At 74.2% G+C, this 18,888-nt stretch carries 13 protein-coding genes; 5 read left to right on the forward strand and 8 right to left on the reverse strand.

Annotation, left to right across the window (positions count from 1 at the left end; translation table 11 throughout):
• The first annotated feature begins 34 nt into the window (after window positions 1-34).
• Together AB0I16_RS02545 and AB0I16_RS02550 are read left to right on the forward strand one after the other, a co-directional pair.
• Window positions 35-1,261, forward strand: a complete 1,227-nt coding sequence (locus AB0I16_RS02545) for a cytochrome P450 (RefSeq protein WP_363247444.1) — start codon at window positions 35-37, stop codon at window positions 1,259-1,261.
• Between the two features lie 70 nt (window positions 1,262-1,331).
• Window positions 1,332-6,602, forward strand: a complete 5,271-nt coding sequence (locus AB0I16_RS02550; protein WP_363247445.1) for a type I polyketide synthase — start codon at window positions 1,332-1,334, stop codon at window positions 6,600-6,602.
• Window positions 6,603-6,735: 133 nt separating this feature from the next.
• Here the strand turns inward: AB0I16_RS02550 and AB0I16_RS02555 are convergent, their stop codons facing one another.
• On the reverse strand, window positions 6,736-7,677 hold the full coding sequence (locus AB0I16_RS02555; RefSeq protein WP_363247446.1) for a helix-turn-helix transcriptional regulator: 942 nt from the start codon (window positions 7,675-7,677) through the stop codon (window positions 6,736-6,738).
• A 165-nt stretch (window positions 7,678-7,842) separates the two neighbouring features.
• On the opposite strand from AB0I16_RS02555, the gene AB0I16_RS02560 reads away from it, so the two are divergent.
• The 3 genes from AB0I16_RS02560 (at window position 7,843) to AB0I16_RS02570 (ending at window position 11,133) form a co-directional block, all read left to right on the forward strand.
• Window positions 7,843-8,757: an MBL fold metallo-hydrolase gene (locus tag AB0I16_RS02560; protein WP_363247567.1), complete on the forward strand. Its 915-nt coding sequence runs from the start codon at window positions 7,843-7,845 to the stop codon at window positions 8,755-8,757.
• A 75-nt stretch (window positions 8,758-8,832) separates the two neighbouring features.
• Window positions 8,833-10,320 carry a carboxylesterase family protein gene (locus tag AB0I16_RS02565; protein WP_363247447.1) on the forward strand — a complete coding sequence of 496 codons (1,488 nt, stop codon included), beginning with the start codon at window positions 8,833-8,835 and terminating at the stop codon, window positions 10,318-10,320.
• A gap of 105 nt (window positions 10,321-10,425) precedes the next feature.
• The gene (locus AB0I16_RS02570; protein ID WP_363247568.1) at window positions 10,426-11,133 is read left to right on the forward strand and encodes a phosphatase PAP2 family protein; all 708 of its coding nucleotides are present in this window, start codon (window positions 10,426-10,428) and stop codon (window positions 11,131-11,133) included.
• A gap of 55 nt (window positions 11,134-11,188) precedes the next feature.
• On the opposite strand, the gene AB0I16_RS02575 is transcribed toward AB0I16_RS02570, so the two are convergent.
• From AB0I16_RS02575 to AB0I16_RS02605, 7 genes are read right to left on the reverse strand one after another with little or no spacing between them, the layout of a single operon-like run.
• A complete protein-coding gene (locus AB0I16_RS02575) occupies window positions 11,189-12,538 on the reverse strand; it encodes a glutamate-1-semialdehyde 2,1-aminomutase (RefSeq protein WP_363247448.1) in 1,350 nt (449 codons plus the stop codon).
• Window positions 12,539-12,543: 5 nt separating this feature from the next.
• The gene (gene rfbC / locus AB0I16_RS02580; RefSeq protein WP_363247449.1) at window positions 12,544-13,095 is read right to left on the reverse strand and encodes a dTDP-4-dehydrorhamnose 3,5-epimerase; all 552 of its coding nucleotides are present in this window, start codon (window positions 13,093-13,095) and stop codon (window positions 12,544-12,546) included.
• Entirely contained in the window at window positions 13,092-14,315 is a 1,224-nt protein-coding gene (locus tag AB0I16_RS02585) for a polysaccharide pyruvyl transferase family protein (RefSeq protein ID WP_363247450.1), read from the reverse strand. Before AB0I16_RS02585 ends, rfbC begins: the two co-directional genes overlap by 4 nt.
• A complete protein-coding gene (locus AB0I16_RS02590) occupies window positions 14,312-15,268 on the reverse strand; it encodes a glycosyltransferase family 2 protein (RefSeq protein ID WP_363247451.1) in 957 nt (318 codons plus the stop codon). The genes AB0I16_RS02585 and AB0I16_RS02590 overlap by 4 nt, the downstream gene beginning before the upstream one ends.
• The gene (locus AB0I16_RS02595) at window positions 15,265-16,554 is read right to left on the reverse strand and encodes a hypothetical protein (protein ID WP_363247569.1); all 1,290 of its coding nucleotides are present in this window, start codon (window positions 16,552-16,554) and stop codon (window positions 15,265-15,267) included. The genes AB0I16_RS02590 and AB0I16_RS02595 overlap by 4 nt, the downstream gene beginning before the upstream one ends.
• A gap of 5 nt (window positions 16,555-16,559) precedes the next feature.
• The gene (locus AB0I16_RS02600) at window positions 16,560-17,843 is read right to left on the reverse strand and encodes a DUF4910 domain-containing protein (protein WP_363247452.1); all 1,284 of its coding nucleotides are present in this window, start codon (window positions 17,841-17,843) and stop codon (window positions 16,560-16,562) included.
• Window positions 17,831-18,886, reverse strand: a complete 1,056-nt coding sequence (locus AB0I16_RS02605) for an SDR family oxidoreductase (RefSeq protein ID WP_363247453.1) — start codon at window positions 18,884-18,886, stop codon at window positions 17,831-17,833. The genes AB0I16_RS02600 and AB0I16_RS02605 overlap by 13 nt, the downstream gene beginning before the upstream one ends.
• Window positions 18,887-18,888: the final 2 nt, after the last annotated feature.

Genomic DNA, 18,888 nt, shown 5'->3' on the forward strand with positions numbered 1-18,888 from the left:
CACTCGGCGGTATCGGTGAGGAAGGAAGACGCACGTGACGGTCGAGCAAGTCGGCGCGCTGTTCTCACGGGAGTGGGAACGCGACCCGAGGGCCACCTACCGGCAGCTGCACGAGACCGGCCCCGTCCACCGGGTCACACTGCCCAGCGGATCGCAGGCGTGGCTCGTGACACGGCACGAGGACGCCGCGGCGGCACTGGCGAACCCCGCGCTGATCAAGGACCCGCTCCGGTTCGGCAAGCGCTCGCGCGGAATCCTCGCGAAACTGCCCGACCGGCTCCGCACCGTGCTGTTCCGCAACATCCTGGAGATGGACCCGCCCGAGCACACCCGGGTACGGAAGCTGGTGGCACGGCCCTTCAGCGCTGCCCGCATCAGCCGCAGGCTGGCGGACGTGGAGACGCGGGCCGTCGCGATGGTGGACGCGCTGCCCGAGCGCGAGCCCGTGGACATCGTCAACGCCTTCTGCTCCCCGTACCCCTTGCGCATCGTCTGCGACCTGCTCGGCGTGCCGGACAGCGAGGAGAGCCGGCTGCGCGTGCAGCGCTGGGCCAGGGTGCTCAACGCGGGGCACGCCGCCGAGGTCGGCGCGTATGTCGAGTGCGCGCGCGAGGCCATGGCCTACCTGGAGGAACTGGTCGCCCTCAAACGGCGCGAGCCCGGCGACGACCTGGCCAGCGCCATGGTCGCGTCCCAGGAGGAGGACGACGGCCTGAGCCGGGAAGAGGTCATCGGGACGCTCTTCATGCTGATCCTCGCGGGACACGAGTCGACCGCCCACCTGCTGAGCATGTCCCTGCTCGAACTGGCCGGGGACCCGGGGCTGCGCCGGGACCTGGCCGGACACCCCGAGCTCCTCCCCAACGCCGCCGAGGAACTGCTCCGGTACACCTCCCCGGTGAAGCTGGCGCCCTGGCGGTACGCCGCCCACGACCTCACGCTCGCGGGAACGGACATCCGCGCCGGTGAGGGCGTCATGGTCGGCGTGGCGGCGGCGAACATGGACCCGGAGGTCTTCCCCGAGCCCGGGCGTCTGCACGTCCGCAGGAAGGAGGCGGTCCGGCACCTCTCCTTCGGACGCGGCATCCATTTCTGTCTCGGCGCGCAACTGGCGAAGATGGAGGCGGCGGCCGCGCTCCGCGCCGTACTGGCCCGCTTCCCGGACTTCACCCTCGCCGTACCGGCCGACTCCGTCGAATGGCAGCGCGGCGCGATGATCAGAGGGCCGCTGGCTCTTCCCCTGGTCTTCGGACGCCGGTGACACGACCCGCAGAAACGTGGCGGCACCGGCCCGCTCCGTCATGTCAACTCCGAACAAGGAATGCGAGCGCATGTCCGACAACTGGGAATCGATAGCGGTCATCGGTATGGGATGCCGGTTCGCCGGCGGGGTGAATTCGACCGAGAGCTTCTGGGAACTGCTCATCGAGGGCCGCGACGGCGTCTCGCGCGTACCCGAGAACCGCTGGGCACGGTATCTGGAGGCGGACCCCAGGAACGTGGCCGCCCTGCGCGACACGACCCGCATGGGTGCCTTCGTCGACGGCATCGCGGAATTCGACGCCGGTTTCTTCGGCATCCTGCCGCGTGAGGCGGAGCAGATGGACCCGCAGCACCGGATGATGCTGGAGGTGACCTGGGAGGCGCTGGAGCACGCGGGCATTCCGCCGCACCGGCTGGCGGGCGGGGACACGGCCGTCTACGTGGGAATCGGCACCGAGGACTACGGACGCCGCCTCATGGAGGACGTACCGCAGGTCGAAGCCTGGACCGGCATAGGCTCGGTGCACTGCGGGGCCGCGAACCGGATCTCGTACCACCTCGACCTGCGAGGCCCCAGCATGGCCGTGGACACGGCCTGCTCCGCGTCGCTGACCGCCCTGCACCTGGGGTGCCGGGCGCTGGCGTCGGGCGAGACCTCGCTGGCCATCACGGGCGGCGTCAACGCGATGCTGCACCCGGCCGTCACCAAGATCATGGACGACGCGGGCGCCTGCTCCCCGGACGGGCGCTCCAAGGCCTTCGACGCCAGTGCCGACGGATACGGGCGCGGCGAGGGCGCGGGGGTGCTGATCCTCAAGAGGCTGTCCGACGCCGAACGCGACGGCGACCGCGTGCTCGCCGTGGTCCGGGGCACGGGCATCATGCAGGACGGCCGCACCAACGGCATCATGCAGCCCAGCGCCCGGGCCCAGGCGGACCTGTTGCGCAGGACCTACCGGGAAGCGGGCATCGATCCGTCCTCCGTCGGATACGTGGAGGCCCACGGGACCGGCACCAGCGTCGGCGACCCCATCGAGGCGTCGGCGCTGTCCGAGGTCCTCGGCGCGGGCAGACCCGCCGACCGGCCGCTGCTGATCGGCTCCGTCAAGACGAACGTCGGCCACCTGGAGGCGGGCGCCGGGGCCGCCGGGCTCATCAAGGCCGTGCTCACCCTGCGGCACGGCGAGATCCCGCCCAGCCTGAACTGCACGGTCCCCAACCCGGCCATCCCCTGGGACACCAACGGCCTGCGAGTCGTCACCGAGCCCACGCCGTGGAAGCCCGGCGCGGACGGCCCGCGGCGCGCGGGAGTCTCCGGCTACGGCTTCGGCGGAACGATCGGGCACGTCATCCTGGAGGCGCCCGGCACCGAGGCTGCCGACGGCCCGGCGCGGGCGGCCGACGGGCCCGGCGGCACCCCGGCCGGCCCCTGGCTCTTCCCGGTCTCCGCCGCGAGCGAGGAGGGCCTGCGGGCGAACGCGGCCCGGCTCGCCGACTGGATCGAGGGGCGCGGACGCCACGTGGCCCTGGAGTCGGTGGGGCACACCCTGACCGAGCGCCGCACGCCGCTGGCCCGTCGGGCCGCGGTGATCGCCGAGGACCGGGCCGGACTCGTCGCCTCGCTGCGGGGCCTCGCCGCGGGGGAGGAACAGGCGAACGTGGTCACCGGCACCGCGGCCGCCGAACCGGCCGGGGCCGTCTGGGTCTTCGCGGGGCAGGGCGCGCACTGGATCGGCATGGGCCGGGAACTGCTCACCACGAGCCCGGCCTTCGCCCAGGTGATCGACCAGCTCGACCCCGTGTACCGGAACGTGCTCGGCCGCACCGCCAGGGACATCCTGGAGGGAGACACCCTGGAGGGCCCGGAGGTCCTCCAGCCGGCCACGTACGCCGTCCAGATCGCCCTCGCGGCGGTGTGGCGTTCCCACGGCGTCGAGCCGGCGGCGGTCATCGGCCACTCCATCGGCGAGCTGGCCGCGGCCGTGACGGCGGGCGGGATCTCCCTGCTCGACGCGGCGGAACTGGCGTGCCGGCGGGCGCTGCTGCTGCGCCCGGCGGCGGGCGCCGGGGCGATGGCGCTGGTCGGCCTGCCGTTCGCGGAGGCCGGCGAACGCCTGGCGGACGAGGAGCGGGTGTTCGCCGCCATCGAGTCCTCGCCCGTCTCCACCGTCATCGCCGGCGAGGCGGCGGCCGTGGCGCGGATCTGCGAGCAGTGGGAGGCCGACGGCCTGGTCGTGCGCAAGGTCCAGGCCGACATCGCCTTCCACACCGCCGAGATGGACCCGTACGCGGCCGAACTGCCGGGAGTGCTGGCGGGCCTGCGGGGAGGAAGGCCCACGACCGCCTTCTACTCGACGTCCCTGGAGGACCCGCGGGCCGAGGCGGACCTGGGCACCGACTACTGGACGGGCAACCTGCGCAACCCCGTGCGCTTCGCGCAGGCCGTGACCGCCGCGGTGGAGGACGGCCACCGGCACTTCCTGGAGATATCCAGCCACCCCATCGTCTCGCATTCCATCGCCGAGACCCTCGAAGCGCTCGGCGTCGACGACCCCCACGTGACCGGCACGCTGCGGCGCGACGCACCCGAGCAGCGGACCGTGCTCCGCAATCTCGCGGCCCTGCACTGCGCGGGCGTCCCGGCCGACCCGGGAGCCCGGTTCGCGGCCTCGGCGGGCCTCGCCGACCTGCCCCTCATGGCGTGGCAGCACCAGACGTACTGGAAGGACTCCCGGCCCGGCGGGCGGCCCGGTGTCCGGCAGCACGACCCGGAGACCCACACGCTCCTCGGCGGTGCCACCCGTATCGCGGGCAGCACCCCGCTCTGGCTCTGGCAGACGTACCTGGACATGGCCAGCCGCCCCTACCCGGGCAGCCACCCGGTCCACGACGTGGAGATCATCCCGGCGGCGGTGCTGATGCACACCTTCCTGGAGGCCCTGGCGCAGGCCGGGGCGGACGGGCCGGGACGGACGCGCCCGGCGCTGGTGGACGTGGCGCTGCGGGTGCCCGTCGCGGTGTCCGTACCGCGCGACATCCAGATCTCCTACCAGGACTCGACCCTGCGGCTCGCCTCCCGGATCAGCGACGAGGACACACCGGAGGAGGAGGACTCCTGGCTGACGCACACCACGGCCTCCGTCGACCCGCTGGGCGGGGTCCCGGAGAGCCGGTTCGACGCCGACGCGGTACGCGAGCGCTGCTCGGACGTGGTCAGCCCGGACTACCTGCACGAACGCGTCAAGCAGATCGGCGTGGCCGGCATGGGCTTCCCCTGGGAGGTCGAGGAGCTGCGCAGGGGCGGACCCAACGAGCTGTTCGCCACGATCGACACGGGAGCGGCGGGGACCGGCACCTGGGCCTCCCTGCTCGACGGCGCGATGACGGTGACCTCCGTGCTGTTCCTCGGCGAGCCGGTCGTGCGGATGCCCTCGAACATCGCGCGCCTGGCGCTTCTCGGCGACCCGCCGCGACGGGCCCACGTACACGTACGGGCCGCTGAACGGGCGCACACCACCGACACCCTCGACGTCGTGGTGGCGGACCTCGAAGGGCACGTCGTCGCCGCCGTCAGCGGCATCCGGCTGACGGTCCTGACCGGTGACCCGAGCGCCGCCGCGGCACCTCGCGACCTGGTGCACGAGGTGGTGTGGAGACCGCTGGAGCTGCCCGCGGCCCGCATCCTGAAGGCCGTGGTGGCCGTGGGCGCGGCACCGCGGGGCCTGGCCGCCGCGTGCGCCGACGCCGGCCTGGACTTCGTCGCCGTGGACTCACCCGAGGAACTGGCCGCGGCAGGTCCGCGGCTCACCGACACCACCGCCGTCCTGGCGTTCGCCCGGGCCCGCCCGGGGCAGGGGCCAGACGTCGAACGGGCGGCGCACACCGCGGTCTGGAGCGTCGGCCGCACCGTGCAGCAGGTCCTGGCCCACGCGGCAGGACGGCCACGGGTGTGGGGGGTGACGACCGGAGTACGGGAGAGCGCGGACCACGCGGCACTCGCGCAGTCGCCCGTCTGGGGCCTCGGCCGGATCACCGCGGCCGAACACCCCGACCTGTGGGGCGGGATCATCGACCTGGACCCGGCGGCCCCGGACGGGTCCGGGTCACTGCTCCAGGTGGTACGGGCGCGCCCCGAGGCGGACGTGATCTCGGTCCGCGGCGGCGTCCACGAGGAGACGAGACTGGTCCCCGTGACCGGCGTGCCCCGGCAGGGCTCCGTCGAATGCCGCCCCGAGGGCACCTATCTGATCACCGGGGGCCTCGGCGCGCTCGGTCTGGAGACCGCGCGCTGGCTGGCGGGCCGCGGCGCCCGGCGCCTGGTCCTCGCGGGCCGCCGCCCCTTCCCGCCCCGTTCCGACTGGGACCAGCGGCACGACCCGGTGACACGCGGCCAGATCGAGGCACTGCGGGCCCTGGAAGGGCTGGGAGTCACCGTCACGGTGGTGTCGCTCGACATCACCGACGCCGAGCAGGCCCGCAAGGTCCTCAGCAGCGCCGAGCTGGGTCTGCCGCCGATCCGCGGAGTGGTGCACGCCGCCGGCGTCGTGGACGCGCGGATGGTCGCCGACCTGGACGCCGATTCGCTGCGCGCCGTGCTGCGGCCCAAGGTGGCCGGAAGCATGGTGCTCGACGAGCTGTTCCCGGCCGGCAGCGTCGACTTCATGGTGTTGTTCTCCTCCTGCGGCCACCTCTTCCGCTTCCCCGGCCAGGGCGCCTACGGGTCGGCCAACGCCTTCCTCGACGCGCTCGCACGCCACCGGAACGCGACCGCGCACGACCGGACGATCAGCTTCGGCTGGTCCTCGTGGCGCGGCCTCGGCATGTCGGCCTCCTCCGAGTTCATCGCGGCGGAACTCGCGGCCTTCGGCCACGCGGAGATCTCCGCCACCGAAGCCCTGCGCTCCTGGGAGCACGCGGAGCGGTTCGGCGGGGGGCACTACGCCGTCTTCCGGCTGGTCCCCACGGACGGCGGGCCGCGCCGCATCCCTCTCACCGCGGAGCTGGAAGCCGCCGCGGGCGGGTCCGACGACAAGGCGGCCCGGGGGCCGGACTGGACCGGTCTCTCCCCGCGGGAGCTCATCGCGCTGCTGGTGGAGGAGGTGCGCGGGGAAGTGGCCAGGGAGATCAAGCTGGTGCCCGAGGAGATCGGACCGCAGCGCCCGCTCCTCGAAATGGGCATGGACTCCGTGATGACGGTGGCGGTCCGCCGGCGGCTTGAGCGGCTCTTCGGGCTGACGCTGCCCGCGACCCTCCTGTGGAACCGGCCCACCGTGCTGGCCATCGCCGAGTACCTGGCCGAGTGCCTGGTGCCCGCGGGGGCGGTGGAGGGCGACGCCTGAACGAGTGGTTCCGGCGTGGCTCGGCCCAGGGGCCGTAGGCGGTGAGTGACCCGGTGCGGGGCGCGCCGACGGTGCGCTCGCGCCGGGTCCCGCCGGGCTGCGGGCCCCCGCGTGCGAGAACCCCGCACCCGCCCTACTCGTCCGGCCCCCGGGCGGGCCGCCGGGCCCCCGCGAGCCACCGCGGCGGGGGCCCGGCCGCGTCCGGCTCCCGGGCCTCGGGGCGGTCGCACCGCCACCCGGAGAGCAGGTGGAGGGCGGCCTGTGACGGGGAGCCCGGTTCGGCGACGGCCAGCACGATGTGACGGTCCTCGTCCCCCGGGGGACGCAGGCTCTGCTGCGTCACCGTGACGCTGCCCACCAGCGGGTGGCGCATCTCGTGGACCGCCGCGTCGCAGGGGCGGACCCCGTGCTCCGCCCACATGGCGGCGAACTCCGGGCTGCTCATCGTCAGTTCGCCGACCAGTGAGGCGAGCAGCGGGTCGTCGGGGTGCCGGCCCGCCGTCATGCGGAGGTTCTCGACGACCCCCCTCGCCTTGCGCCGCCAGTCGGCGTACAGCGCGCGCGTGTGCGGGTCGAGGAAGACCAGACGGGCCAGGTTGGGGCGGTCGCGGGGGTCCGTCGGGGCGGCCGGGTCGATGTGGGAGGCGAACAGGGCGTGGCCCGTCCGGTTCCAGGCCAGGACGTCGCTTCGCCGCCCGCTGACGAGGGCGGGGACGTCGCCGAGGGCGTCCAGGAGGTCGAGGGTCGCCGCGTCGACGTGTTCGACGGGCGGACGGTGGACCACCTTGCGCCGCTTCGCGCCGCCCGCCAGGTCGTGGAGGTGGCGCTGCCCGGCCTCGTCCAGGCGCAGCGCCCTGCCGATGGCGTCGAGGACCTCCGGTGAGGCGCCCACCGACTGGCCCTGTTCCAGACGCGTGTAGTACGAGGCGCTCACGCCGGCCAGCAGGGCCAGTTCCTCCCGCCGCAGACCGGGTACGCGGCGCCGGTCGCCGTAGTCCCTGAGCCCGACGTCCTCGGGCCGCAGCCCGGCGCGCCGCGTCTGCAGGAAGTCCCCGAGTTCTCGCCGTCCGCTCATGGCGCCCAGTATGTGCGCCCCGCGGACCGGAAGCCTGACCCGGCCAGGGACAGGCACGGGCCGGTCTGGCTCGGCCGCCGCGATGCCGCTGACATGGGAGGCATGAGCACCGAGCCGTTCACCCGCGTACCCGCACCCGAGGCGAAGACGGACGAGAGGCCGACCGTGGACACCATCACCCTGGGGGATGTCACCCTCACCCGCGTCCGGGAGTACTTCGGGCCCGTCGGCATGACACCCGAGACCTTCTTCCCGGACGGCTCCGCCGAGGCGTGGGAGGAGCACCGCGCCATGCTGGTCCCCGACTTCCTCGACGACGACACCCGGATCGTCAACTCCGCGATCCAGACCTGGCTGCTGCGCAGCGAGGGCAGGACCATCCTCGTCGACACCGGTGTCGGTAACCACAAGGAGCGCCCGTACGCCCCCGTGTGGAGCCGGATGGACACCGGGTTCCTCGGCGGCCTCGCCCGAGCCGGGGTCCGCCCCGAGGACGTGGACATCGTGATCAACACGCACCTCCACGTCGACCACGTCGGCTGGAACACGTATCTCGACGGGCGCACCTGGGTCCCCACCTTTCCCCGCGCCACCTACCTGATGCCCAAGGACGACTTCGACTTCTGGAACCCGCAGAACGGCCACGGAACCGTACTCGGCCGCGGCAACCAGAACGTGTTCGAGGACAGCGTCCTCCCGGTGCACCGCGCGGGCCAGACGCTGCTGTGGGAGGGCGGCCACCGGATCGACGCCGGGCTGCGCCTGGAACCCGCACCGGGGCACACCCCCGGTTCGTCCGTACTGACCCTCACCTCAGGGACGGACCGGGCGGTCTTCGTCGGCGACCTGCTGCACAGCCCGGTGCAGATCCTCGAACCGGACACCAACAGCTGCTTCTGCGAGGACCCCGCGCGGGCGCGCGCCACCCGTCGCGAGGTGCTCGGCAGGGCGGCGGACGACAACGCCCTCGTCATCCCCGCGCACCTGGGCGGCCACGGCGCCGCGCAGGTGTCGCGCGACGGCAGCAGGTTCGCCGTCAAGGGCTGGGCGCCCTTCTCCCCGTACACCGAACAGGGCTGACACCCACGGAAAGGCATCCGAGTGAAGCACCGCACCCACCTCGGCCCGGACAGCGGTCGAGGCGCCGCCCCCGTCGTGACCACCACGCGGGGAGCCGTCCGCGGTCTGCGCCGCGGCGGCGTCGACACCTTCCTGAACATTCCCTACGCCGCCCCGCCCCGCGGCGCCGGCCGGTTCGCCCCGCCCCTGCCGCACGCGCCCTGGGACGGCGTGCGGGACGCCACGGTGCCGGGGCCCAACGCCCCGCAGGCCGCGCGCACCCTCGGCCGCGTCGACATGTCCCCCTACTTCGGCGCCGGTTGGAGCCGCGGTGCCGACTACCTCACGGTGAACGTCCGGGCGCCCGCCGGCGCGGCCGGTGGCGGCCTGCCCGTCATGGTGTTCGTCCACGGCGGCGGATTCGTCGCGGGGTCGACGCGGTCCGCGCTCTACGACGGCTCCGCCTTCGCCCGCGGCGGTGTCGTGCTCGTCACCCTCAACTACCGCCTCGGCATCAGCGGGTTCCTCGACATACCCGGAGCGCCCGCCAACCGCGGGCTGCTCGACGTCGTGGCCGCCCTGCGCTGGGTGCGGGACGACATCGCCGCCTTCGGCGGTGACCCGGACCGCGTCACCCTCTTCGGGCAGTCGGCGGGAGCGACCGTCGTCGGGGGCGTCCTCGCCGCTCCCGAGGCGGCGGGGCTGTTCCGCCGGGCGATCGTCCAGAGCGGCAGCGGCCTCGGCGCGTTCACGGCCGAGCAGGCCGCCCGCGTCACCAGGGCGGCCGCCCTCCACCTGGGCATCGAACCGCACGTCGACGCCTTCGCGCGGATGCCGGACGCCCGCCTGGTGGAGGCGGCCTCCGCGCTCGCGGGCACGGAGCTGCGGACGGCCACGCACCACGATCCGCTGCTCGGGCTCAGCCCCTTCAGCCTCGTCCTCGACACCCAGCCCGCCGTGTCCGTCGCCGGGGGCCTCGGCGCCGACGTCGACCTGCTCGTCGGGACCAACGCGGAGGAGGGGAACCTCTACCTCGTCCCCGTGGACGCCTACGCCACCTCGACCCGCGCGGACGTCGAAGCCCTCGCGGCCCGCGCGCACCCCGATCCGGTACGGCTCGTGGAGACCTACCGCAGGGCCCGGCCGGGGGCCGCCCACGGCGAGCTGCGCTCCGCCATCATGGGCGACGCCCTGTTCGGGGCGGGCAGCCACGCCCTCGCCGACGCCCATGCCGGTGCTGCCGTCCCTGTCGGCCGTCGACGTGGCGGCACCTTCAGGTACGAGTTCGCGTGGCGCTCGCCCGCCCTCGGCGGAGAACTCGGCGCCGCCCACACCGTGGAGCTGCCCTTCGTCTTCGGCCTCACGCGGCTGCCCGCGCTGCACGGGGCCCATGCCCTGCTCGGCCCCGACGGGCCACCGGCCGGTCTCGCGACGCGCGTGCACGAGACCTGGGTGCGGTTCGCCGCGACGGGCGATCCCGGGTGGGACCCGTACGACTCCGGGCGCCGGGCCACCCTGCGCATCGACGCCGACTGGACCCAGGCCGACGACCCCCGCGGCGAGGAACGCCGCGTGTGGAGGTGACCGGAAGCGCTCCACGGCCCGCGCCGTATCATCCGGTCCCAAGCGATGAGCGGATGGGCAGCCGCCGAGGGGGAGCCGATACGGATGGCCGGAGTACGCGTACGCATGGCGGGGGCAGCGCCGGCGGCACCCCCGGTGCTGCCGCCGGTGCTGCGCGCGTGGCTCGGGGCGGTCTCGGCCCTCGCCGCCCTGGTGGTCGTCGTGCTCGGGGTCATGTACGCCGGGCACGGCAGGTCCGGCACGGTGGACCGGTGGTTCGTCCTGCCGACGGCGGACAGCGTGCGGCCGCCGTGGCGGTACGCCGCGCTGGCCACGGACTTCCTCGGCGAGCCCGCCGGAGCGGCGGTGCTGGTCGTGGCCGCCGTGACGGGGTGCCTGCTGCTGCGGCGGCCCCGCGCGGCGGTGCTCGTCGTCGTGGGCGTCGGCGTGTCCGTGGGGGTGACGAAGCTCGTCAAGCCCCTGGTGGCGCGCACCATCCACGGCGAGGGCAACCTGTCCTACCCCAGCGGGCACACCGCCTTCCTCACCGCGCTCGCCCTCGTGGTGGCGCTGGTCATGGCCGGGCGGTCCGGTCTCGGCAGGGCGGCCGGCGTGTCACTCGTCCTGGGTGCCGCGCTGGTCGCCGGTGCCGCCATGGGCTGGGCGCAGGTCGCCCTGAGCGCCCACTACCCGACCGACGCCCTCGGCGGCTGGTGCACCGCGCTGGCGGTGGTACCGGGGACCGCGTGGCTGGTCGACCGCGTCGCCGACCGCGTCGCGGGCCGCCCTCCCGGGCGGGTGGGGGACGGTCAGGAGCGGCAGCGGCTCCGCTGACCGCCCCTCACCACGCGGCCGGTGGCACCGCTTCGGCCTCCGCGGCACCGCCCCCTCACGCCATCCGCCTGAACACCGGCCGCACCGGCCGGCCGCCCAGCCATGGTGTGGGGTCGGCCGCGTCCAGCGCCTTGCGGTACAGCGCGCACGCCTCCGCCACCACGTCCACGGTGCGGTCGACGTCCGCCTCGGTGAGCGCGCTGCTCACCACGAAGGACGGGGCGAGCACCCCGCCCGCGATGAGGCGGCGCAGGAACAGCGTGCGGTACTGCTGCGACGGACGGTGGTTCTCGTCGAGCGTGGCGAAGACCAGGTTGCTCGCCCGGCCCCGGACGACGACGTGGTCGCCCACGCCCAGGCCGGCCGCGACCTCGCGGACCCCGGCCGCCAACCGCTCGCCCAGGGTGTGCAGTCGGGCGGTGATGCCCTCCTCGACGTAGGTGTCGAGCACGGCCATCGCGGCGGCCAGGGAGTGTGTCTCCGCGCCGTGCGTGGTGGACAGCAGGAACACCCGCTCGTGGGAGTGGCGCAGCCCGCCCCGCTCCATCAGCTCGCGGCGCCCGGCGAGGGCGGAGACGGCGAAGCCGTTGCCCAGCGCCTTGCCGAACGTCGAGAGGTCGGGGACGACGCCGTACAGGCCCTGGGCGCCCGCCTCCGACCAGCGCAGGCCGGTGATCATCTCGTCGAAGACCAGGACGCAGCCGTGCCGGTCGGCCAGTTCGCGCAGGCCGGCGAGGTAGCCGGGCGGCGGCTCGGTCTGGGTGGCGGGTTCGAGGATCAGGCAGGCGATCTCGCCCCGGTACCGGGTGAGCAGCTCCTCCGTGGCCGCCAGGTCGCCGTAGGGGAAGGACACCGTGAGGTCGGTGGTCGCCGCCGGGATGCCCGCGGACATGGGGGTGGTGCCGATGAACCAGTCGTCCACGGAGAAGAACGGGTGGTCGCCGCAGAGGGCCACCCGGCGGCGCCCCGTGACGGCGCGGGCCAGGCGTACCGCGGCGGTGGTGGCGTCGGAGCCGTTCTTCGCGAACTTGACCATCTCGGCGGTCGGAACCGTGGCCAGGAAGCGTTCCGCCGCGTCGGCCTCCACGATGGACGGCCGGACGAAGTTGGCGCCGCGGTCGAGTTCGCGGCGTACCGCCTCCGTCACGCGCGGGTGGGCGTGGCCGAGGCTGACCGACCGCAGGCCGGAGCCGTATTCGAGGTAGCGGTTGCCGTCGACGTCCCACACGTGGGCGCCGCGGCCGTGGCTGATGACCGGGGCCAGGTCCTCGGGGTACTGGTCCTCGCCCTTGGCGTAGGTGTGCGCGCCGCCGGGGACCATGGCGTGCAGCCGCTCGTTCGCCTGCCGCGACCGGGGCAGCGGGAACTCCGGGGTGCTCTCGCCGCCGGTGCCGTGGGTGTGCACGTCGTTCACCTCTCCGCGCGCTTCAGGGCCTCGGCGAGGCTCGGGGCCTCCCGGTCCCGCTGGGACATCGACGTGACCGGCAGCGGCCAGGGGATGGCCAGTTCGGGGTCGTCGAAGGCGATCGTGACGTCCTCGGCGGGATCGTGCGGGCGGTCGATCCGGTACGAGGTGTCGGCCGTCGCGGTCAGCGCCTGGAAGCCGTGCGCGCATCCCGCGGGGATGTACAGGGTCGTCTGGGTCTCGTCGGACAGTTCGTAGTAGGCCCGGCCCAGGTACGTCGGCGAGTCCGGCCGCAGGTCCACGACGACGTCGAAGATCTTCCCGTACGAGCACCGCACCAGCTTGGCCTCGCCCGCTCCGGAGCGCAGGTGCATGCCGCGCAGCACGCCCCGGGCCGAGCGGGACACGCTGTCCTGGACGAAGGCGTGCGGGTCGAGGCCGACCGAGCGGAGCACGTCGGCGTCGAAGGTGCGGCAGAAGAAGCCGCGCTCGTCGGCGTACGGCGTCGGTTCGAACAGGTGGGCGCCGGCGACCGCCGGGACTTCGGTGGCTTTCATGAGACCTCTCGCATGGCAGCGGCGGGGGTGGGTCCGGCCGAGGGGAACAGGGCCGCGGACAGAGCGGTGAACTGGCCCGCGAGGTGCCGCGCGACGGCCAGGTTCCGCTCCGCCAGCGTGTGTCGCAGTTCCGCCGAACGCGCCTGGAGCGACCGGAACTGTTCGAGGAGGCGGTCGGCGTCGACCTCGCGCGCCGGGTGGCAGTAGGCGCCGAGACCCATGTCCGCCATGAGCGCGTCGCTCTTGGCCGCGTAGCTGAGGGCGAGCGTCGGCGTACCGACCCTCAGCGCGCCGACGAGGTTGTGGTACCGGGTCGCCACCACGGTGTCGGCGGCCGCCATCTCCGCCATCAGGTCCGCGAGGGACGTCGCGTCGGCGGCGGTGACCAGCGGTGACCGCACCGCGTCGAGGATCGCGTCGACCACCTGCCGGTCGGCCTCGTCGCCGGTGAGCAGCCGGACCGGCCTGCCGTCCGCCACCAGCGCCCGTACGAAGCGGGTCGTCCCTTCGAGATAGCGCCCGTGGATCTCCTCGGCGCGGGCGCGGTCGTCGTTGCCGCCGTGGAAGGCCATGACGCCGACGCAGACCGGGCGGGGGGAGCCCGGGGGAGCGCTCGCCGCCGGGGCCGGCAGGGCGAACGCGAGGTCCGGGTGGACCTCGTCCCGCGCGGTGTCCACGCCCATCTCCCGCATCGCGTCGCGCGACAGGGTGTCCCGGTACGAGCGGTAGGCGGCGAGCCGCGCCGACCAGCGCACCAGGGCCCGGGTCGGCCGGTCCTCGATCGGGGCGGCGCCCACGCCGACGAGCGCCACCCGGGTGCCGAGGAGGCGGCCGGAGGCGCAGAGCAGGAAGAGCGAGTACGGGAAGCCCCACGGCCGCAGCGGCAGCGTGGCTTCGAGGACGCCCATGCCCGGCACGATCACCACGTCGTGCCGGCGCACCCAGGCGGCGGTGCGGAAGACGTCGACGACCTTGCCGAGGCCCTTGGCGGCGATCGAGCCCGCGCGTGACGCGGTGCGGTACTCGCCGCGGTACCAGTGCAGCCGCGTCGCGGGTATCCGGTGGCGGGCCGTGACGGCCTCGGGGCCGCCGCACAGCGCGTCGACGGACGCCTCCGGGTGCGCCGCGCGGAGATGGCCGAGCAGGGCTTCGAGGGACCCGTCGTTGCCGAGGTTGCCGGAGCCGAGCAGGCCGAACACCCCGACGCGGACGGCGGTCACGGCTGCCTTCCCCGGCGGTCCGCACGGCCGGCCACGAGGTCGTCGACGGAGACGGTGAGCCGCGCCGGGTCGACCGGGGCGCGGTCCTCGACCCGCTCGCCCGCGCCGGGCCGGGACCGGCTGGCCATCCAGGCGGCCAGGTGGCCGTAGCAGGCGCGCCGGTCGGCGGCGGACAGCGGCGCCCGCCGGATCGCCGCCACGAAGCCCCAGACGTACTCGGCGAGCAGCCGGGGCGTGGGGTGCAGCGGGCCCGCCCTGCGCGGGTCCAGGTTGACGCAGCGGGAGCGCTTGGAGGGGTTCGCGCGCTCGGCGCGCGTGGGGTGGTCGCGGCGGAAGTACAGCAGCTCGGGCACCTGGTGGAACGGCCCGTGCAGGCCGATCTCGGCGACGAAGGTGCGGTCCGCGTGGTGGTAGCTGTCGTGCGGCTTCACCCGGCGCAGCACGTCGGCGCGCATCACCCCGTAGAAGTCGTCGCCGCCGGGTTCGAAGAGCATGCTGCGGAAGCGCTCGGGCGCGCGCGGCGAGTCGGTGGCGAGCGTGTACTCGTAGGGGACCTTCACCTTGCCTTCGGCGTCGATGACCGCCTGGTCGGCGTGGGCGAGGACGGTCTCGGGCCGCTCGTCGAGCGCGTCGACGCAGCGCCGCAGCAGGTCCCTGGCGTACAGGTCGTCGTGCGACGCCCACTTGAACAGCTCGCCGCGGCACTGGGTGAACACGTAGTTGTGGTTCGGCGCGGCGCCGATGTTCCGGGCCAGCCGGAGGTAGCGGATGCGCGGGTCGCGCGCGGCGTAGTCGCGGCAGATGTCCTGCGTGCCGTCGGTCGACGCGTTGTCGGTGATGACCAGCTCGAAGTCCGTGTACGTCTGCCCGAGCAGGGCGTCGAGCGACTCGGCGAGGTACTCCTCGCCGTTGTACACGGGCAGGCCGATGCTCAGCCGGGGGTGGGCGGTCATGGTGTCCTTTCTTCGCTGACGGGGTTGTGGGGGCGCTCGCGCAGGGCGGACCGCAGGTGCAGCCACCACACGGCCGAGCCGCAGACGGTCGCCGCCGCCACGCCCCATGCCGAGCCGACCGTGCCGGCCACGGCCGCGCCGCCGAGCCCGCCGCCGACGTAGCAGGCGGAGGCGAACAACTGGCTGCGCAGGCTGCGCCGGGCCGCGCCGAGCGCGCGGAGCCCGGCCGCCGCGCCGGTGCCGAGCCCCGCGCCCGCCACGCCGAGCGTGACCGGCACGATGAGTTCGGCGGCGGAGCTCCAGACGTCGCCGAGTACCAGCTCGCCGAGCCGGTCGGGTACGAGCAGCAGGGCCGCGCCCCAGAGCAGCGCGGCGGCGGCCTGCGCGCCGCCGAGCAGGAGGCAGAACCTGCCGAGGCGGTGCGGGGCGCGCCGCAGCACCCGTGCCGCCTCCGCGACGGTGACCAGGGACAGGCCCATCAGTACGGCCATGAACGGGCCGAGCAGCAGCTCGGCGCCCCGGATCACCCCCACCGCGCCGACCCCGACGATGGCGCCGAGCCCGTACGCCCGCAGCTGGGCGGCGCCGCTGTTGCTGACGTTCTCGATCAGGTAGCGGGAGCCGAGGTCGCGGTGGTCGCGCAGCCACGCGCGCACCCCGGCCGCCCGTGGCCGGATGCCGGACTGGAGGCAGCCGTACCCCGCGGCCACCGCGGCGGACCCGCCCCAGGCGAGCACGAAGGCGGCCACGCTGCCGACGCGGGCCGCGACCAGCAGGGCGGGGACGAGCGCGACGCCCCACACGACGTCGTTGACGAACGCCTTGCGCCCGGCCCCCGCGGCGAAGAACGCGAACCGCCACGCGTCCTGGAGGAGCAGCCCCGGCAGGACGACGCCGAGGCAGGCGAACGCGAGCCCCGCCCGGCCGCCGAGACCCAGCCCGGCCACCACGGAGACCGCGCCGAGAGCGGCACCGACGCCGAGCGCGGTGCCCGACGCGCGGGCCGCAGCCCCGCGCCAGGACGCCTCGGGCACCGCGCTGAAGCGCACCATGAGGGGGTCGGTGGCCAGGCCGCGGGAGACGTTGAGCACCAGGCCGTAGGTCACCCAGGCCAGGCTGAACACGCCGAACGCGGTCACCCCGAGCGACCGGGCCACGTAGACGCCCACCGCGAAGTTGGACAGGCTGGAGGCCGCCTGGTCCGCGAGCCCCCAGGACAGCCGGCCGGCCAGCGCGCGCCCGGCGTTCGTGGCCGGTGCCGTCGTCTTCTCCCCCTCGGTGGTCATCCGCGTCATGCCTTGATCAGCCCGGCGTCGTGCAGCGCGTCGGCCGCGGCGGCGACGGCGTCGAACGGCAGCCCCGACCGCTCGGCGACCTCCAGCAGTCCGTGCTCGCCGTCGGAGAGGCTGAGCACCCAGAGCATGGCCATCTGGGCCTGCTGGGTGTCGCTGCGGCCGCCGAGCGCGTCGTACAGACCGCGCCGGCCCAACTGCGGTTCGCCGTACGGGCTGAGGTTGACGTACCGCCGGTTCCGGTCGAGCACGGCGAACGCCTCGCGGCAGACGGCGAGCGTGTCCTCCATCGCCTCGGGGGAGACGAAGTCCGGGTCGTCCGCCGAGGTGTGGTACTCGGGGTAGCCGGCCCACGGGGTCCGGCTGAGCGAGCCCACGCCGAGGTCGAACCCGGGCGAGCAGTACTGCCGCTCGTCGTACCCGTACGGGGTGAACTCGGTGATCTCGTGCGGGCGTCCGGAGGTGCGGAGCACGTGCCGCAGCACCCGGTCGATCTCCGCGTCGCCGCGCCGGCTCTGCTTGTAGGTGAGCCGGCCCCGGTCACCCGCGCAGGCCAGCACCAGGCCGTGCTTGACCTGGTCCACCCGCTCCTTGTTCCTGGCCAGCCAGGTGATCGCCCCGATGGTGCCGGGCGCGAAGATGAACCGGTAGGTGTAGTACGGCGTCCCCTCCGCCAGTGCCCGCGCCAGGAACGCCGCCACCGCGACGCCGGCCAGGTTGTCGTTGGCCAGCGACGGGTGGCAGACGTGGCAGGAGATGATCACCTCGTCGGCGACCTGCCCGGGGACGACGTGCTCGGCGTAGGTGAGGTGGCCGTCGGCGAGGGTGGAGTCGACACGCACCTCGTACTCGCCGTCCGGCAGCGCGTCCAGGGTCTCCTGGGCCAGGCAGAACCCCCACTCCGGCTTGTAGTAGCTGGTGCGGTACGGCACCCAGGACGGGTGGTCGGGCAGGGTGTGCAGGTGCGCGCGGAGTTCGGCGAGCGGCATGGTCGCCGCCACCGGCACGCTGTAGCCGAGCACGTGCAGGCTGGACGCGGCGAAGTCGACGACGCGGTTGCCCGATGCGTCGGCGATGTACGCGTCCCGGATGTTCCACTCCTGCGGCACCGTCCAGTCGAGCACCCGCGTCCCGGTCGGCACCTCGTGCACCTGGAGCGGTATGTACTCGTCGACGATCTCCAGGGTGGCGCGCACCCCGTCGCCGGTGATGCTCCGGCACAGCGGATACAGCCGCTCCACCAGCGCGTGCATCCGCTCGCCCGTCGTGGTCACCGGCGCCACCGCAGGGTCGCGTCGACGGTGCCCGCCTCCGACGCCGCGCGCAGCACGGCGAGGCGGGTGAAGCGCTGCTCGAAGTCCTCTCTGGTCAGCCCGTATTTCCGGTAGGCGTCGGCGAGTTCGAGCGCGCCCCGCTTCACCGTCCACTCGCAGTCGAAGCCCTCGATCGCGGCGCGGAACCGGGAGAAGTCCACCCGGTAGGACCGCGGGTCGGCTCCCGTCTCCCCGGTGATCACCACCTTGGAGCCGGAGACCGCCTCGGCGACCTGCCCGGCGATCTCGGCGACCGTGACGTTGTTGGCCTCGCTGCCGATGTTGAACGCCCGGTCGTGCACCGCGTCCCGCGGCGCGTCGAGGGCCGCGGTGAAGGCGCGCGCGATGTCGGCGGCGTGCACCAGCGGGCGCCAGGGCGTGCCGTCGGACATCACGAGCACCTCGCCGGACAGGAGGGCGTGGCCCACCAGGTTGTTCAGGACGATGTCGGCGCGCAGCCGGGGCGAGTAGCCGAAGGCGGTCGCGTTGCGCATGTACACCGGGCTGAAGTCGCCGTCGGCCAGCGCGCGCAGGTCGTCCTCCACCCGCACCTTGGACTCCGCGTACGGCGTGACCGGGCGCAGCGGGGCGTCCTCGCCCACCAGGTCGCCGCCGCCGGCGGCGCCGTACACCGAGCAGGTGGACGCGTACAGGAAGCGCCGCACCCCCGCGTCGCGGGCCAGCCGGGCGAGGCGTACGGACGCGTGGTGGTTGATGTCGTAGGTGAGTTCCGGCGCCAGCGAACCCAGCGGGTCGTTGGAGAGCGCGGCCAGGTGGATCACGGCGTCCACGCCGGCCACGTGCTCGGCCGTGACGTCGCGCAGGTCGACCCGGTGGCCCGGCGGGTCCTCGGGCATGGGGTATCCCCTGCTCGAAGAGCTTGGGGAGGGGCCGAGGACGCAGTCGGCGAAGAGGCCGGCGTCGAGACCGACGACCTCGTGTCCGGCGGCCGCGAGGACCGGGGCCATCACGGTGCCCAGATAGCCCTGGTGTCCGGTGAGCAGTACGCGCAAGG

Source organism: Streptomyces sp. NPDC050703, from assembly GCF_040654435.1.
Taxonomy (GTDB): Bacteria; Actinomycetota; Actinomycetes; order Streptomycetales; family Streptomycetaceae; genus Streptomyces.

What these genes read in the sequence shown, in the direction of transcription:
- AB0I16_RS02590 (WP_363247451.1), bottom strand. Translation starts at nt 15,268, where the DNA reads ATGACCGCCCACCCCCGGCTGAGCATCGGCCTGCCCGTGTACAACGGC.
- AB0I16_RS02595 (WP_363247569.1), bottom strand. Translation starts at nt 16,554, where the DNA reads ATGACCACCGAGGGGGAGAAGACGACGGCACCGGCCACGAACGCCGGG.
- AB0I16_RS02570 (WP_363247568.1), top strand. Translation starts at nt 10,426, where the DNA reads ATGGCGGGGGCAGCGCCGGCGGCACCCCCGGTGCTGCCGCCGGTGCTG.
- AB0I16_RS02555 (WP_363247446.1), bottom strand. Translation starts at nt 7,677, where the DNA reads ATGAGCGGACGGCGAGAACTCGGGGACTTCCTGCAGACGCGGCGCGCC.
- rfbC (WP_363247449.1), bottom strand. Translation starts at nt 13,095, where the DNA reads ATGAAAGCCACCGAAGTCCCGGCGGTCGCCGGCGCCCACCTGTTCGAA.
- AB0I16_RS02550 (WP_363247445.1), top strand. Translation starts at nt 1,332, where the DNA reads ATGTCCGACAACTGGGAATCGATAGCGGTCATCGGTATGGGATGCCGG.